Source organism: Halosimplex litoreum, from assembly GCF_016065055.1.
GTDB classification, from domain to species: domain Archaea; phylum Halobacteriota; class Halobacteria; order Halobacteriales; family Haloarculaceae; genus Halosimplex; species Halosimplex litoreum.
This window is the reverse complement of the sequence record NZ_CP065856.1, coordinates 3397772-3412393: the sequence shown is the minus strand read 5'-3', so window position 1 is coordinate 3412393 and position 14622 is coordinate 3397772. Positions and strand designations below refer to the sequence as shown.

At 67.8% G+C, this 14622-nt stretch carries 15 protein-coding genes and 1 tRNA gene; 6 read left to right on the top strand and 10 right to left on the bottom strand.

Annotation, left to right across the window (positions count from 1 at the left end; all coding sequences use genetic code 11):
• Positions 1-115: 115 nt before the first annotated feature.
• On the top strand, positions 116-1300 hold the full coding sequence (locus I7X12_RS16990; protein ID WP_198061220.1) for an AI-2E family transporter: 1185 nt from the start codon (positions 116-118) through the stop codon (positions 1298-1300).
• Positions 1301-1361: 61 nt separating this feature from the next.
• A complete protein-coding gene (locus I7X12_RS16985) occupies positions 1362-2873 on the top strand; it encodes a DUF790 family protein (RefSeq protein WP_198061219.1) in 1512 nt (503 codons plus the stop codon).
• A 20-nt stretch (positions 2874-2893) separates the two neighbouring features.
• On the opposite strand, the gene I7X12_RS16980 is transcribed toward I7X12_RS16985, so the two are convergent.
• Positions 2894-3433, bottom strand: coding sequence for a DUF7122 family protein (locus I7X12_RS16980; protein WP_198061218.1), 540 nt, complete (start codon positions 3431-3433; stop codon positions 2894-2896).
• Positions 3430-4365: an RsmB/NOP family class I SAM-dependent RNA methyltransferase gene (locus I7X12_RS16975; protein WP_198061217.1), complete on the bottom strand. Its 936-nt coding sequence runs from the start codon at positions 4363-4365 to the stop codon at positions 3430-3432. The genes I7X12_RS16980 and I7X12_RS16975 overlap by 4 nt, the downstream gene beginning before the upstream one ends.
• 132 nt (positions 4366-4497) lie before the next feature.
• Here I7X12_RS16975 and I7X12_RS16970 point away from each other — a divergent pair, with 132 nt between their 5' ends.
• Positions 4498-5235, top strand: coding sequence for a proteasome assembly chaperone family protein (locus I7X12_RS16970; RefSeq protein ID WP_198061216.1), 738 nt, complete (start codon positions 4498-4500; stop codon positions 5233-5235).
• A 7-nt stretch (positions 5236-5242) separates the two neighbouring features.
• A complete protein-coding gene (locus tag I7X12_RS16965; RefSeq protein ID WP_198061215.1) occupies positions 5243-5947 on the top strand; it encodes a LysE family translocator in 705 nt (234 codons plus the stop codon).
• A gap of 75 nt (positions 5948-6022) precedes the next feature.
• Here I7X12_RS16965 and I7X12_RS16960 read toward each other — a convergent pair whose 3' ends face one another.
• A complete protein-coding gene (locus I7X12_RS16960; RefSeq protein ID WP_198061214.1) occupies positions 6023-6730 on the bottom strand; it encodes an HD domain-containing protein in 708 nt (235 codons plus the stop codon).
• A gap of 335 nt (positions 6731-7065) precedes the next feature.
• Here I7X12_RS16960 and I7X12_RS16955 point away from each other — a divergent pair, with 335 nt between their 5' ends.
• Together I7X12_RS16955 and I7X12_RS16950 are read left to right on the top strand one after the other, a co-directional pair.
• Positions 7066-7791, top strand: a complete 726-nt coding sequence (locus I7X12_RS16955) for a GNAT family N-acetyltransferase (RefSeq protein ID WP_198061213.1) — start codon at positions 7066-7068, stop codon at positions 7789-7791.
• A 660-nt stretch (positions 7792-8451) separates the two neighbouring features.
• The gene (locus I7X12_RS16950) at positions 8452-9489 is read left to right on the top strand and encodes a DNA-methyltransferase (RefSeq protein ID WP_198061212.1); all 1038 of its coding nucleotides are present in this window, start codon (positions 8452-8454) and stop codon (positions 9487-9489) included.
• 73 nt (positions 9490-9562) lie between these two features.
• On the opposite strand, the gene I7X12_RS16945 is transcribed toward I7X12_RS16950, so the two are convergent.
• From I7X12_RS16945 to sufB, 7 genes are all read right to left on the bottom strand, one after another.
• Positions 9563-9681 (bottom strand) — tRNA-Gln (locus I7X12_RS16945).
• Positions 9682-9734: 53 nt separating this feature from the next.
• On the bottom strand, positions 9735-10463 hold the full coding sequence (locus I7X12_RS16940; protein ID WP_198061211.1) for an HNH endonuclease: 729 nt from the start codon (positions 10461-10463) through the stop codon (positions 9735-9737).
• A gap of 54 nt (positions 10464-10517) precedes the next feature.
• On the bottom strand, positions 10518-10949 hold the full coding sequence (locus I7X12_RS16935) for a metal-dependent transcriptional regulator (protein ID WP_198061210.1): 432 nt from the start codon (positions 10947-10949) through the stop codon (positions 10518-10520).
• A gap of 52 nt (positions 10950-11001) precedes the next feature.
• Complete coding sequence (locus tag I7X12_RS16930; protein WP_198061209.1) at positions 11002-11484, bottom strand: ferritin-like domain-containing protein; 483 nt, start codon at positions 11482-11484, stop codon at positions 11002-11004.
• 132 nt (positions 11485-11616) lie between these two features.
• Entirely contained in the window at positions 11617-11829 is a 213-nt protein-coding gene (locus tag I7X12_RS16925) for a hypothetical protein (RefSeq protein ID WP_198061208.1), read from the bottom strand.
• Between the two features lie 105 nt (positions 11830-11934).
• Positions 11935-13149, bottom strand: coding sequence for a Fe-S cluster assembly protein SufD (gene sufD / locus I7X12_RS16920; protein ID WP_198061207.1), 1215 nt, complete (start codon positions 13147-13149; stop codon positions 11935-11937).
• A gap of 15 nt (positions 13150-13164) precedes the next feature.
• Positions 13165-14595: a Fe-S cluster assembly protein SufB gene (sufB, locus tag I7X12_RS16915; RefSeq protein ID WP_198061206.1), complete on the bottom strand. Its 1431-nt coding sequence runs from the start codon at positions 14593-14595 to the stop codon at positions 13165-13167.
• Positions 14596-14622: the final 27 nt, after the last annotated feature.

Below are 14622 nucleotides of genomic sequence, written 5' to 3'. Positions count from 1 at the left end.
CTCCGACGACGCCCTGGCCGGCCTCGCTACCGGATCGTTTCCCGTCAGCGAACGACAGGTATCGCTACGTGAAACCGAGACAACACACTTTCCGACCGGTATCGTAGCTCAGAGTATGGCACACGCTGACACGCCGATGCCGGGAACCGTCGACGACGTAGCCCCGCGGCGCCTGGCCTGGTGGGTGCTCGGACTGGGGCTGCTGGGAGTCCTCGCCTTCGTGGCGCTTCGATTCCTCCCGTGGCTCGTGTTCGGGCTGTTCATCTACTACGTGTCGCGCCCGATCACCCGACGGCTCGAGAGTCGCGTCGGCTCGCCGGGGCTGGTCGCGATGCTCACGCTCCTGTTGATCGTCCTCCCGGTGGTCCTGTTGCTGGGGGCGCTGCTGGTCGTCGCCGCCGGACAGTTCGCCTCGGCGCTGGCCAACGTACCCCTCGAAGACCTCCTCGGCCGCTTGCCCGTCGGGCCCGCAGACCTGCCCGACACCCCGACCGAGGTGTACGACGTCACCGTCACGCTGATCCGGGACCCGTCCGTGCAGGCGGTCGTCGGCTCGGTCACCGGCCTGATCGGTGCGGTCGGCGCGACGCTGTACAACGTGTTCGTCTCGCTGCTGATCGGCTTCTTCCTGCTCGTCAGCGACCGCGGGATCGCGGGCTGGTTCGAGTCCGAGGTGTTCGGCGAGGACAGCCTGGCGGTCCGCTACCTCTCGACGGTCGACGAGGGACTGCGCTCCATCTTCTTCGGCTACACGCTGACCATCCTCGCGATCGTCGTGCTGACCTCGGTGATCTACACGGCCTTCGACCTGCTCGCGCCCGGCGACATCGCGATCCCATCGATCGTCCTCCTGGCCGTCGTCACCGGCGTGTTCACGCTCGTCCCGCTGGTCGGCCGGTCGATCGTCTACTTCCTCATCGCGGGCGTCATGGCCGCCCAGGCCGCGACGACCGACCCGCGGCTGCTCTGGTACCCGGTCCTCTTCCTCGCCGTGATGATGCTGGCGTTCGACAACGTCGTCCGCACGTACATCCGACCGTACCTCTCGGGGCGGATGTTCAACACCGGCCTGGTCATGTTCGCGTACCTGTTCGGCCCGGCGCTGTTCGGCTGGTACGGTATCTTCCTCGGGCCGGTCCTGCTGGTGTTCGTCGTCGTCTTCATGCGACTCGTCCTCCCGCTGTTGGCAAACCCCGACCGGGAACTGCCCCCGGCCGAGCGCGAGGTGACGCTCGACGAGTTCACCAGCGTCCCGAGCGGCTCCGAAGGGCCCGGCTCCGGCGCCGCCGAACCGGAGTAACCCGAGCGATGGGTCGGCCCGCCCCGTCGCGTTTTTACCGTCCGCCGACCGAGTGGCGGCCGTGCTCACGAAGGACCTGCTGCGCGTCTCGCGGGCCGGCGGCGGTTTCCACCCGCAGTTCGCCGACGAGGACCACCGCGACCTCGCGGCCCGCGTCCTCGGCGTCTACCAGGGCCACGTCGACCACACCCGTTCGGACCTCGATTCGGCGCTGACCGACCTCGAACGCGACGCCGACGACTTCAAGCTCGTCCGCGGGTTCGCCAAGCTCCTGGATCGGGAGGCCCGCTTCGAGGTCCGCGCGCCCGTCGACCCCCGCCGTGCCCGCGAGGCCGCCTTCGCCGCGAGCGAAGCCGTCGGCGTCGTCACCGCCGACGACCGCGAGCGCGCGCTCCGGCGGGCCGCCGACCGCCTCGACGCCGACCCCGACGATCTCGCCGCGACGCTGTACGCCGACCTCGACGACCGACAGGTCCTCGCCGAGATCGACCCGCGATGGGACCCAGAAGAGCTGGTCGCCCAGTACAACCTCTCACTGGCTCAGACGGCGCTGTTCGACGCGACCGAAGTGCGCGTCCGCTCGTCCGACCCGAAGGCGCTCGTCTCGGCCGTCAAGCGCCTCCGACTGATGTACGAGGTCCGGACGACCGACGCCGGCCGCGAGGTCGTCGTCACCGGCCCGGACGCCCTGTTCCGGGCGACCCGGCGCTACGGCACCCGGTTCGCCCGCCTGCTTCGCACCGTCGCCACGGCCGAGGAGTGGACGCTGACGGCGACCGTCGACGACCGCGGCACCGACCGCGAGATGGTCCTGACCGACTCGGACGTGGCGGTCCCGGGCGTCGAACCCGTCACGGAGGTGAGCTACGACAGCGGCGTCGAGGCCGACTTCGCGACCCGCTTCGAGTCGCTGGGGCTCGACTGGGACCTCGTGCGCGAGCCCGAACCGCTCGAAGCGGGCGCCAGCGTCGCCATCCCCGACTTCGCCTTCGACTACCGCCACGCCGACTTCCGCGTGTTCTTCGAGATCATGGGCTTCTGGACGCCCGAGTACGTCGAGAAGAAACTCGCTCAGCTGGACGCGATCGACGACGTGGAACTGCTGGTGGCCGTCGACGAGAGCCTCGGCGCCGGCGAGGCCATCGAAGCGCGCGACCACCGCGCGATCCCCTACTCCGGCACCGTCCGCGTCAAGGACGTTCGCGACGCGCTCCGGCGCTACGAGGACGACCTCGTCGCCGAACACGCCGCCGACCTGCCCGAGGAACTCCGGCCCGAGGCCGACGTGGTGACCATCGAGTCGCTGGCGACCGAGTACGGCGTCAGCGAGGACGCCGTCGACGGCAAGTCGTTCCCCGAGCACGAGCGCGTCGGTCGAACGCTCGTCAGACCCGCGGTACTCGCGGCCCTCGGCGAGCGGATCGAGGCCGGGATGACTCTGAGCGAAGCGGAGGATATCCTCGACGAGTACGGCCTCGACGACGCCGGTGCGGCGCTGTCGGCGCTCGGCTATCGCGTCGAGTGGGAGGGGCTAAGCGGCGGGACCGTCCGCGAGCGCGAGTGCGAGGCGTAGGCGGCAGTGTCGTTCGGCCCCTACAGCTCCCGGCGGCGACCCTTCGGGACCTGCGAGCGGAGTTCGCCGTGGACGTAGAGGCCGACGCCGACGGGTTCGGATTCGCCGGCGATCTCCGTCGCGACGATCAGGTAGCCCCAGTCGCCGTCCCAGTCCAGTTCCTGGTCGTCGCCGGCGACGAAGGTGGCGGCTGCCTCCCGAGAGAGATAGATCACACACTCGTCGGCGCTGTCGCCGAACCGCTGGACCGCCTCCAGCGTCGGCTTCCAGTGCTCGCGACGCGTCCGCAGGAACGCGAGGCCGAGCCCCTCGACGGCCACGGGCGAGTCCACGTCGTCGGCGAACGCCCAGATCTTGCCCGAGCCGCGCTCCCAGAACGTGTGGCCGTCGAACGTCTCCGGCGGGATCGCGAACCGCTCGTCCCACCAGTCCAGAACCTCCTCGCGAGTGGGGCGGCCCTCCACGACCCGCTCGTCGGCGGTCGCGGGCAGCCGATCGAAGCGCGTCCCGTCGTTCGCGGGCGTCGACTCGGCACTGCTCGCGTCGTCTCCGTCGCTCATTCGGCGGTCACCTCCAGTTTCGCGCAGAAGAAGCCGCCGGTGTCGTTGTGGTGGGGGTAGATGCGCTTGGCCCGCTCGACCGAGTCGTCGAACCGCTCGTCCTGCCACTCGGTGACGCCGGGAGTCGAATCGAGCGGGAGGTCGAACTCGACCAGCTCGCAGGCCTCCTCGGCCAGGGCGTGGTCGAGGACGGCCTCGTTCTCCTCGGGGGCGAACGTGCAGGTGGAGTAGACCACCGTCCCACCCTCGCGGGTGGTCTGGATCGCGCGGCGGAGGACGCCCTTCTGGACGCCCGAGATGCCCTCGACGTGGTCCAGTTCCCAGTCGTCCAGCGCGTCGGGGTTCTTGCGGATGGTCCCCTCGCAGGAACACGGCACGTCCACGAGCGCGCGGTCGTAGGGCGCTCCCTCGCGCACGTCCGAATCGGGGGCGCGAAACGGTTTGAGCGAGTGATTGCGGGCGTCCTCGTGGGTGACGGCGACGTTCGTGGCGCCGGCGCGCTCGGCGTTCGACCGGAGCGCGGAGATCCGCCCGAGGTTGTTGTCGGTGGCGACCAGCAGGCCGCGGTCGTCCATCAGCGCGGCGAGCTGAGTCGTCTTGCTGCCCGGCGCGGCGCAGGCGTCCCACACGCGCTCGCCGGGTTGGGGGTCGAGCACGGCGGCGGGGACGGCCGAGACCTCCTCCTGACCGTGGATCCACCCGAGCACGTACGGCCAGTTCGTCCCGGGCTGGTCGTCGGGGAGGGCGAACAGGCCGTCGTGCCACCCGACGGGTTCGTGGGCGATATCGGCCTCCGTCAGGGCGGCCTTCGCCCGCTCGACGGTCGTCTTCAGCGTGTTGACGCGGACGACCGACGGGAGCGGGCGGTCACAGGCCGCGCGAAAGGCGTCGAAATCGTCGACGAGCGACTCGTAGCGCTCCAGTACGTCCATTGGCGCTCCCTTCGCTGTCGCCCGTGTTAACCCCCTCGGCTCGGACCCGACGCGGCCGGTCGCGACCGAACGCGGGCCCGAAGTCGGCCCGTCCGCGCTCGGTTTTAAGCCGCTGGCGGGCGGGACAACGGTATGGCGCAGATCGACGTACACCGCGAGGACATCGAACTCGACGAGCCGACGCTGATCGAGGGGCTCCCCGGCGTCGGTCTCGTCGGCAAGATCGCCGCGGACCACCTCGTCGACGCGCTCGAGATGACGCATTACGGCTCGTGTCGCTGCGAGGGGCTCCCCGAGGTCGCCGTCTTCGGGGAGGACGACCCGACCTACCAGCCGCCGGTGCGGCTCTACGCCGACGAGGACCGGGATCTGCTCGTGCTCCAGAGCGACGTGCCGGTCTCGCCGAACGCCGCCGAGGACTTCGCGACCTGTCTGACCGGCTGGCTCGACGAACGCGACGCGACGGGGCTGTACGTCTCCGGGCTCCCTGCGGACAAAGAGGGCGTCCCGAGCCTCTACGGCGTCGCCAGCGGCGACGCGACCCGGCTACTCGACGAGCACGACATCGCGGCGCCCGCCGAGAGCGGCGTCATCAGCGGCCCGACCGGCGCGTTGCTGTACGAGGCCGAACGGAGCGGCCTCGACGCGCTCGGACTCGTCGTCGAGGCCAACCGCAACTTCCCCGACCCCGAGGCGGCGCGGGTCGTCCTGCTGGACGGCATCGGCCCGATCGGCGGCGTCGACGTGGACACCGACCACCTCGTCGAACAGGCCGAGGAGATCAGCCAGGCTCGGGAGAACCTCGCCAGGCGGATGCAGGAAGCACAGGACGAGAGTTCGAGAGCCCAGCCGATGGGCATGTATCAGTAGCGCTCCGATGAGCGTCGCGACCGCCGCGGGAACGTTCGGCGTCGGCGTCGTCTTCGGTCTCGCGCTAGCGGCACCGCCAGGGCCGATGAACGCCGTCATCGCCGAGGAGAGCGCCCTCCGCGGATGGATCGCGGGCTTCACCGCTGGGCTCGGTGCGATGACCGCCGACCTCGTCTTCTTCGTCCTGTCGCTCGCGGGCGTCGTCGCCTTCCTGCAGGGCGCCGAGACCGTCCGCGCGGCGATGGTCGGCGTCGGCGGCCTGCTGATGCTGTACTTCGCAGCCGGCGCCGCGCGGGACGCCCGCTCGGACTTTCTGTCGGGTGATTCGGGCCCGGACGCCGACGACGCCGACGCCCGCGGGTTCACGAAGGCCTTCGTCCTCGCGCTGACGAACCCCTACCAGATCCTGTTCTGGCTGACCGTCGGCGTCGGTCTGCTCGAACCGGGAACCGTCGACGTGCTGTCGTACCTGCCCGTCGTCGGCGCGGACCTGACGGGCACGCTCGTCGTGCGCACGGGGAGCCCGGCGCTGCTGGCGGGGCTGTTCGGCGGCATCGTCGTCTGGATCACCGCCTTTCCGGCGGCGCTGGTGAGCGTCGGGCGACGAGTCGACGCGTTCGCAGCCGCCGCCGCGGTCGTCTCGGCGCTGGTGCTGGCGGGCTTCGGCGTCACCTTCTGCTGGACGGCGGTCCGGACGCTGGCCGGCCTGTGAACTGCGGTTGCCATCCGAGGAGCAGTCGGCCGTCCTCGGGCGATCGACCGCCGGAGTCGCTCGCCGTTCGGCCCGTCAGTCCGACCCGCCGGGCGGTCCGGGCTGCTCTTCGGGCTCGACGTCGGCGACTTCGCCTTCGAGCCACTCCTTGAACCACCTGACGCGCTTGAGCCGCCGGTGGCAGATGCTCTCGGCGGCGTCGCTGCGGACGCGGTCGCGGGCGTCGACGCCTCGTTCGAGGACGCGTCCGACCATCTCGGCGGCGTCGATGTGCGTGCGGGACTCGTAGCCCATCCGCAACAGCATCAGCGCCGTACCGTTGGCGCCGACCTTGTCGAGGAGGTCGGCCTCGATGAGACACTGGGTCTCCAGCGGCAGGTCGGTCAGCTCGCCCTGATAGGAGTGGTCGCGAACGGCGGCGCAGACCTCGTCGACGAACGACGCCGGGTAGTCGCCGTGGCTGGTGAGGTACTCGCGGGTGACGCGGGCGCCCTCTTCCGCGTGAAGATCCTGGTCGACCTCTAGCTTCGCGATGTCGTGGAAGAGGGCGGCGACGCGAGTCACGTCGACGTTCGCGCCTTCCGCCTCGGCGATCTCCTCGGAGAGTTCGACCACGTTGAGGATGTGGTTGAACCGGTACTCCGCGGAGTGCCAGGGGTACCACCGCATGCGACCGCCGTCGTCTTCGCTCTCGACGCTGGCCGCCAGGTAGTCGTGGACGAAGGCCTCCATCTCCGCGAACGCCTCGGCCGAGACGGGCGACTCCCTAATTTCGACGCCCACGGAACCACCTCCAAGAGATACGTGCGTTAGTCATCTTACGGATAGAAAGGCGCGTTCGACTCTTAGGCGTTACGACACCCGTGGCCCGCCGGTTTCGACCCCGCTGAAACCGGCGAAAACAGCGGTTTTGAATCCTATACGTCCGATCTATGGCCGACGAACCACGCACAGTCGGCCGATCCGTCGTTCGGCGAACCCGAACGCCGCCCCGGTGCCACTCCGTATCCCCCGTCGATCTCGACGCGCGTCCAGCGTGCGGCCGGAACGATTCTCGATTCGGAACGCGATCGGTGGTGTGGCGTGGTTTTATCGTGGTGCGTGTCAACGTTTGACGTATGAACGTACGCACCGCAAAGCGGGGGGACCGACCGGCGATCCGGGACGTGGCGCGGCGGTCGCTGCAGGCGTCGTACTCGCTGAGTCCGGAGGCGATCACCGGCGCCGTCTCCGAGTGGTACGACGAGGCGGCGCTGGACGAGGCGACGAACGACGAGGACCGGCACCTGCTCGTCGCCGACCGCGAGGGACAGGTCGTCGGGTTCGCCGAGAGCGAACTCGCCGGCGGGGACGCGACGCTGCTGTGGCTCCACGTCGACCCGGCCTACCGCGGCGAGGGGGTCGGCACGGCGCTGTTCGAGGAGACCCGCGAGCGGTTGACCGATGCCGGCGCGGACCGGATGGTCGGCCGCGTCCTCGCCGACAACATCGACGGCAACGGGTTCTACGAGGCCCAGGGCTTCGAGCGGGTCGACGAGGCCGGCCTCGAGATCGCCGGTCACCACCACGTCGAGAACGTCTGGGCCGAGTCCGGTGACGACGGCCTCCAGGCCATCAAGAGCGCCGACGGCGCGACCGTCTACGTCGACGAGACCGACTGGGACGACGGCTCCGCCGCGAAGTTCTACACCGTCTACAGCGACGAGGACGGAACCGACCACTACGGCTACTTCTGCAGCAACTGCAACCGCCTCGCCAACGCCATGGACGCGATGGGCCGCATCGAGTGCGACAGCTGCGGCAACGCCCGCAAACCGACCCGGTGGGACGCCGCGTATCTCTGATCGGGTCGTCAGCGTTCGGATCGAGCCAGTACGGAACAGTCGCGGTGGCGCGTGCTGTCGAGCGTGCCCGCCTCGTGGCGGGCCGCTCGAACTAGCCGCGCGAGGGATGAGCACCGCACGCCGCAGGCGCGCGGAGCGCAAGAGGCTGGGGAGGCACGAGGCCGTCTGCGGTGCTGTGCGGGGCGGTCCTGGCGGACTGAAAGGGCGAGACGCGCTCGCGTTCGCGTGGTCGTCTGAGCGGGCCACTATCCGCGCGGGCCGTGCGGAGAGCGCGGATATCCCGTCTCAGCGACCGCGAGCGCGGCGAGGGCTTTCAGCACCCACCGTCGAGTGCGGTAAAATCGACAGCTAGCGAGCGCGGCGAGGGCTTTCAGCACCCACCGTCGAGTGCGGTAAAATCGACAGCTAGCGAGCGCGGCGAGGGCTTTCAGCACCCACCGTCGAGTGCGGTAAAATCGACAGCTAGCGAGCGCGGCGAGGGCTTTCAACACCCACCGTCGAGTGCGGTAAAATCGACAGCTAGCGAGCGCGCTGAGGGCTTTTCGGCGCTCGTTGCCGCGTGCGACTACTCCAACTCGCCGCGAACAGCTCCGAGAAGGGACATCGAGGGGCGGTCCGATGCCGGGAGACTCAAGGACCGCGGGCGGGAGGTGGGAGACGATGGAGACGAGTCATCGGGTGGTCGTCGACGACGCGCGCGAACTCGATACGCTGGCCGACGACAGCGTCGACCTGGTCGTGACTTCGCCGCCGTACCCGATGATCGAGATGTGGGACGACACCTTCGGCGCGCTCGATCCCGCCGTCGGGGACGCACTGGCCGACGGCGACGGCCAGCGCGCCTTCGAGGCGATGCACGGGGTCCTCGACGAGGTGTGGGCGGAACTGGAGCGGGTGCTCGTCGACGGCGGGATCGCCTGCGTCAACGTCGGCGACGCGACTCGGACCGTCGACGGGAGCTTCCGGGTCTACCCCAACCACGCTCGCGTGCTCGAAGCGTTCCAGTCGCTGGGGTTCGACCCGCTACCGGACGTGCTCTGGCGCAAGCCCACCAACAGCGCGGCGAAGTTTATGGGCTCGGGGATGCTCCCACCGAACGCCTACGTCACGCTGGAACACGAGTACGTCCTCCTCTTCCGCAACGGCGGCGACTCCCGGTCGTTCGAGCCCGGCGCGGACCGGCGCTACGAGGCCGCCTACTTCTGGGAGGAGCGCAACCGCTGGTTCTCCGACGTGTGGACCGACGTGAGCGGCGAACTCCAGAGCCTCGACCACGACGACCTGCGCGAGCGCTCCGCCGCGTTCCCCTTCGAGATCCCCTACCGCCTCGTCAACATGTATTCGGCCTACGGCGACACCGTCCTCGATCCGTTCTGGGGCACCGGCACCACCTCGCTGGCCGCACTCGTCGCCGGCCGCGACTCCGTCGGCTACGAGCGCGAAGCCGCCTTCGCCGAGGTGTTCGACGACGCGGTGGCCGACGCGTCCGCACTGTCCCGGTCGGTCGTCGCCGAACGCCTCGACCGACACCGCCAGTTCGTCGCCGACGTTCGAGCCGAAGGCGACGACCTCGGCTACGACGCCGTCCACTACGACTTCCCGGTCAGGACGAAGCAGGAACGCGAGATCCGCTTCTACGAAGTCGAGTCCGTCGAGTCGACCGACGAAGGGTATCGGGCGACGCACGAACCGGTCTGAGCGGCACGAACGCTACCAGAGTGACCCGTCGCACCTCAAGACTCAGGTTCGGAAGAAGTGTAATTTTTTGTCATAGTCCCGAGCGGATTCGAACCGCTGTCATAGGCTCGCTCCGCAACACGGCGTATGAATGGGTCGCGTACGCCGTGTCGCTCCAAAGGCCCATATGATTGGCCACTACACCACGGGACTTCGATTCACCATTATCGCCGAGTCATTTTATTCGTTCCGGCATCGTGCGACGGTCACTCCGGTCGGATTTCCGTGGCCGAAATCTCTCCTGACTCGGCGCGTAGGTGACAACTCCGACAGAGCGCCACGACGTTATCGACCGAATGCGCCCTCTGTGGGTCGTCGAACGTACGGATCGGTGTAATGTGATGGACGTCCGGTTCGCGACCGATCTCCTCGCGCTCTTTCCCGCAGTGCTGACATCGATGGTCGTCACGGTCGAGCGCCCGGCGCCTCACTCGGTACCAGTCACCGCTGTACGCTCCAGAATTGCTTCCGCCGTCGTAGAGTGCGTCACTCAGACAGTCCCGACTATAAAAGCGCACGCCACCGTCACGTATCGCACAGGGCAGAACCGAGAACGAATCGCCACAGTACTCGCACTCCCGTTCGACGCGCTCGATATCGTGCACTTCGGCGTAGCTGTCCCCGAGGAACTCGTCGGCCTCGCGGACGCAGTCGCGACAGTAGACGCCTCTCTTGTCCGAGGGGTAGTACTCGAACTCGTCGCCGCAGCGCTCGCAGTCGGTCCGTTCGGTCGCATCCTTCCAGTTGCCGTTGTTCTCGCCCGCGTTCGGGTCGCAGTCGTCGCAGTAGGCGAGCCGCGCCTTCGGGTCGTAGAAGTCTGTTCCACAGTCCTCACACGTCCGATTCGGGAGGTATTCGCCGTGGACTTTCGCGTGGTGCTGGCGCTTGCCGGCCTCGCTCGAAAGCGACGTCCCGCAGGTCGGACAGTCGGGCACACCACGGAGTGGTCGCGGTATCCGTCAAAAACGTACGGCCGGACGCTCTGACCGTCAGTCGTCGGCGGTCGCGGGGACTTCGAGTAGGCCACAGACGTCGTCTTCGGAGTCGAAGCAGTCGGGACAGGCGGGGTCGCGGTCGATGATGGTGTCGAGTCGGTCGGCGACGGTCTCGTCGATGACGCTCTCGAGCTGGCGGGCCTCACCGCGGAACTCCTCGACTTCGAGGACCTCGACGAGGAACCGCTCGATGATGCAGTAGTTCTGGAGCGCGTCGCGGGCGCGGACGATGCCCTCGTCCGAGAGGGAGACGCCCTTGTACTTCTCGTGTTCGGCCAGCCCCTGGTCTTCGAGCTTGCCGATCATCTCGTTGGCGCTCGCGGGGCTCACGTCGAGTCGGTCGGCGAGGTCACCGGTCGACGCGGGGCCGTCCTCGATCTGCTGGATCAGGTAGATGGCTTTCAGGTACTGGTCGGCCGTGTTCACAGGAATCCCTCCGTTCGAGTGGGTTGCCGGCGGCACACCGGGCCGTCGGCGGTCATCGTCGCTCCTCCATGAGTTCGGTCACTTCTTCGACGCCCTCGGCCTCCTCCTCGCGGATGGTTGCGAGGGTGTCGAGCAGTCGGCCGCGGTCGATACCGAACTGTACGTCCGAGGCCTCGACGGCCTCGATGAGGTCGTCGTAGAACTTGTAGGCCGTCTCCTCGTTACACAGCTGGTCGTAGAGGACGCCGTCGAAGTCCTCGTCGGCCTCGTACTGGGCCTCGACGAGCGCCTCGATCTCCTCGTAGGCGACCGTCTCGGCGTCGAGTTCTCCGATCAGGTCCTCCAGGCGGTCGCGGTGGCGGGCGGACTCCTCGGCGGCGTCTTCGAGCATCGCTCGCACGTCGTCGGTCAGGTCCGCTCCGCTGTCGCTGGCGTGTTTCGACGCCCGCGCCTCGACGACTTCTTCCAGGACGATACCGATCTGGAGCAGGCGGGCCAGCTGGTGGTCGGACCCGACGGGCACGGTGAGACTCATCGCGGGCCCCCCTGGTGGTCGACGCCCGTCGCGTGATTCATAGACAGTGGTCAGGCAGGCGGGGACGTAAGTCCTTCCCTCGCCACTGCGACTGTAAGGACGCAGTCGGCGCACTCGCCGGCCACCACGGGCTCACCGATTCGAACGACTCTCCCTGTCCTGGGGCCCGTGGTCGCGGCCGCCCGTCCGGTCGTCACCGGCCCAGCGGAGCGCGAGCACGTACAGCCCGACGACGGCGACCCCGACCGCCACCCCGAGGACCGAGTCCGTCACCAGATGCAGGTGGCCCGTGTGCAGCGGGACGACCGGGGCGACCACGAGGGGCAAGAGGTGCAGTGGACGCATGCGTTGGTGTGTCTAACGTCATCACGATACTTAACCGACGGGCGCGTTTTCGAGACCCGGGAACGGGAGTGGAACGTCGCCAGGACGGGCGAAAACGGGAGGGAATTACTCGGTCAGCCGCTCGACGATCAACTCGTCCATGTCCTCGCGGAGTTCGTCGACGGCGACCTCCTCGAGGACGGGCACGAAGAAGCCCTCGACGAGCATGTTCTTCGCGCGCTCCTCGTCGACGCCGCGGGAGGTCATGTAGAACAGTTCCTCGGCGTCGACCTGGCCGACGGTCGCGGAGTGGCTGGCCTCGGTGTCGTGGTTGTTGATGATCAGCTTCGGCGAGGCGTCGGCCTCGCTGTCGTCGCTGAGCATCAGCGTGTTCTCGCGCTGGTAAGAGCTGGTGTCCCAGGCGTCGGTACCAACGTCTTGGACCCCCTCGTACACCGAGCGAGCCTCGTCGTCGAGGACGCCGCGGGTCACGAGGTCGGCGGTGGTGTGCTCGTGCTCGTGCCAGACGCGGCTGTTGATGTCGAAGTGCTGGTCGTCGTGGCCGAAGAAGGCGCCGACGATCTGGCTCTCCGAGCCCTCGCCCAGGAGTCGGGTCTCGACGCTGGACTTCGTGAGCCGCGAGCCGATGTTGCCCTCGATCCAGTCGACTGAGGCGTGGTCGGCGGCGTGGCCGCGCTTGACCTGAAAGTTGTAGGTGTCCTCGCCGAGGTTCTGGAGCGCCCCGTACTGGACGTTCGCGTTCTCGCCGGCGACGACCTCGACGACGCCCGAGTAGTACTGGTCGCCCTCGACGTCGGCGCCGATGCTCTGTCGTTCGAGGATCGTGGCCGAGGCCGACTCCTCGACGACGACCAGCGTGTAGTTGAACAGCGAGCGGCTGTTCTGTGTCGTCCGGATCTTCACGTCCTCGGCGGCGACGCCTTCGGGAACGTAGACGAGCGTGCCCGCCGAGAACAGCGCCGTCGACAGCGCCGTCAGGAAGTCACGCTGGGGGTCGACGACGCTCCCGAACTGCTCCTCGATCAGGTCGCCGTGCTCGGCCAGGGCCTCGTCCCACGCCAGCACGTCGGCGCCTTCGGCTTCGACGCGGTCTTTCTCCTGCTCCCACTCCAGCGGGTCTACGAGTGACTCGTAGTCGAGGTCGACGAGGTTCGTCCAGTGGCGCGGACCGGGCGTCGTGATGACGTCCGGCATGTCCAGCTCGTCGAGCGCGGCCAGCGCGTCCAGACGGGTCTCGAGGAGCCACTCGGGCTCGTCGAGCTGTTCGCTGATCTCCGTTACCTGTGCCTCTGTGAGGTTCGCGTGTACCTGCGTACTCATGGTGATCACCGGGGGTTACCCGAGCGAGCCCTCCATCTCCAGTTCGATGAGGCGGTTGAGCTCGACCGCGTACTCGATGGGCAGTTCCTCGGTGATCGGCTCGATGAAGCCGGCGACGATCATCTGCTTTGCGTCGTCGTCGTCCAGGCCGCGGCTCTGGAGGTAGAACACGTCCTCGTCACCGATCTTGCCGACGGTCGCCTCGTGAGCCACGTCGACCTCGTTCTCCTGAATCTCCATGTACGGCATCGTGTCCGACGTCGAGTCGTTGTCGAACATCAGCGCGTCACATTCGACGGACGTCGACGCGCCTTCGGCGCCGTTGGCCATGTGGACCAAACCGCGGTAGTTGGTGCGGCCGCCGTCCTTGGCGATGGACTTGGACTCGATGGTCGACTTCGTGTCGGGCGCGTTGTGGTAGACCTTCGCGCCGGTGTCGATGTCCTGGCCCTCGCCGGCCATGGCGATGGTGATGTGGTTGTCCGTCGCGCCGGGCCCTTTGAGGATGGTGCTCGGGTAGAGCATCGTCGCCTTCGAACCCATGCTGCCGGAGACCCACTCCATCGTGGCGTCGGCCTCGGCGATGGCGCGCTTGGTGTTGAGGTTGTAGGTGTTTTTCGACCAGTTCTGCACCGTCGAGTACTGGACGTGGGCACCTTCCTTGACGAACACTTCGACGCCCCCGCTGTGGAGGTTGAACTCCGAGTACTTCGGGGCGGAACAGCCCTCGATGTAGTGGACTTCCGAGCCCTCCTCGGCGATGATGAGCGTGTGCTCGAACTGGCCCATGCCGTCGGAGTTCATCCGGAAGTACGCCTGGACGGGCATGTCGACCGTCGTGTCCTCGGGGACGTAGACGAACGACCCACCGGACCAGATGGCGCCGTGCAGCGCCGCGAACTTGTTGTCGCTCGGCGGCACGGCCTTCGTCATGAAGTACTCCTCGACGATCTCTTCGTGTTCCTGGACCGCCTTGTCCATGTCGCAGAAGATGACGCCCTTCTCCTCCCAGCGCTCCTGCATGTTCTGGTAGACGATTTCGGACTCGTACTGGGCGCCGACGCCCGAGAGGGCGTTCTTCTCGGCCTCGGGGATACCGAGCTTGTCGAAGGTGTCCTGGATCTCCTCGGGGAGGTCGTTCCAGTCGTCGACCCCGCCGCGCGTTTCGATGTCCGGGCGGATGTAGGGAACGATCTCGTCGACGTCGACCTCCGAGATGTCGGGTGCGCCCGGCCAGTCGTCGGGCATCGGCATCTCGTGGTACTGCTCCAGCGCGCGCAGGCGCCGCTCGAGCATCCACTCCGGTTCGTCCTTGTCCTCGGAGATGACCCGGATGGTCTCCTCCGTCAACCCCTTCTCGGCTTCGAAGGCGGACTTTTCCTCCTTCTTGAACTCGAAGCGGGCCTCGGTGTCGGTCTCCTTGAGATGGTCTTGATCTGAGCTCATTGTTGTATCGTGTGTATGGTCTGTAGC

Excerpts from the sequence above, each read along its gene's own strand:
- I7X12_RS16965 (WP_198061215.1), top strand. The coding sequence starts at position 5,243 with ATGAGCGTCGCGACCGCCGCGGGAACGTTCGGCGTCGGCGTCGTCTTC.
- I7X12_RS16925 (WP_198061208.1), bottom strand. The coding sequence starts at position 11,829 with ATGCGTCCACTGCACCTCTTGCCCCTCGTGGTCGCCCCGGTCGTCCCG.
- I7X12_RS16930 (WP_198061209.1), bottom strand. The coding sequence starts at position 11,484 with ATGAGTCTCACCGTGCCCGTCGGGTCCGACCACCAGCTGGCCCGCCTG.
- I7X12_RS16990 (WP_198061220.1), top strand. The coding sequence starts at position 116 with ATGGCACACGCTGACACGCCGATGCCGGGAACCGTCGACGACGTAGCC.
- I7X12_RS16950 (WP_198061212.1), top strand. The coding sequence starts at position 8,452 with ATGGAGACGAGTCATCGGGTGGTCGTCGACGACGCGCGCGAACTCGAT.
- I7X12_RS16975 (WP_198061217.1), bottom strand. The coding sequence starts at position 4,365 with ATGGACGTACTGGAGCGCTACGAGTCGCTCGTCGACGATTTCGACGCC.
- I7X12_RS16980 (WP_198061218.1), bottom strand. The coding sequence starts at position 3,433 with ATGAGCGACGGAGACGACGCGAGCAGTGCCGAGTCGACGCCCGCGAAC.
- sufB (WP_198061206.1), bottom strand. The coding sequence starts at position 14,595 with ATGAGCTCAGATCAAGACCATCTCAAGGAGACCGACACCGAGGCCCGC.
- sufD (WP_198061207.1), bottom strand. The coding sequence starts at position 13,149 with ATGAGTACGCAGGTACACGCGAACCTCACAGAGGCACAGGTAACGGAG.
- I7X12_RS16955 (WP_198061213.1), top strand. The coding sequence starts at position 7,066 with ATGAACGTACGCACCGCAAAGCGGGGGGACCGACCGGCGATCCGGGAC.
- I7X12_RS16970 (WP_198061216.1), top strand. The coding sequence starts at position 4,498 with ATGGCGCAGATCGACGTACACCGCGAGGACATCGAACTCGACGAGCCG.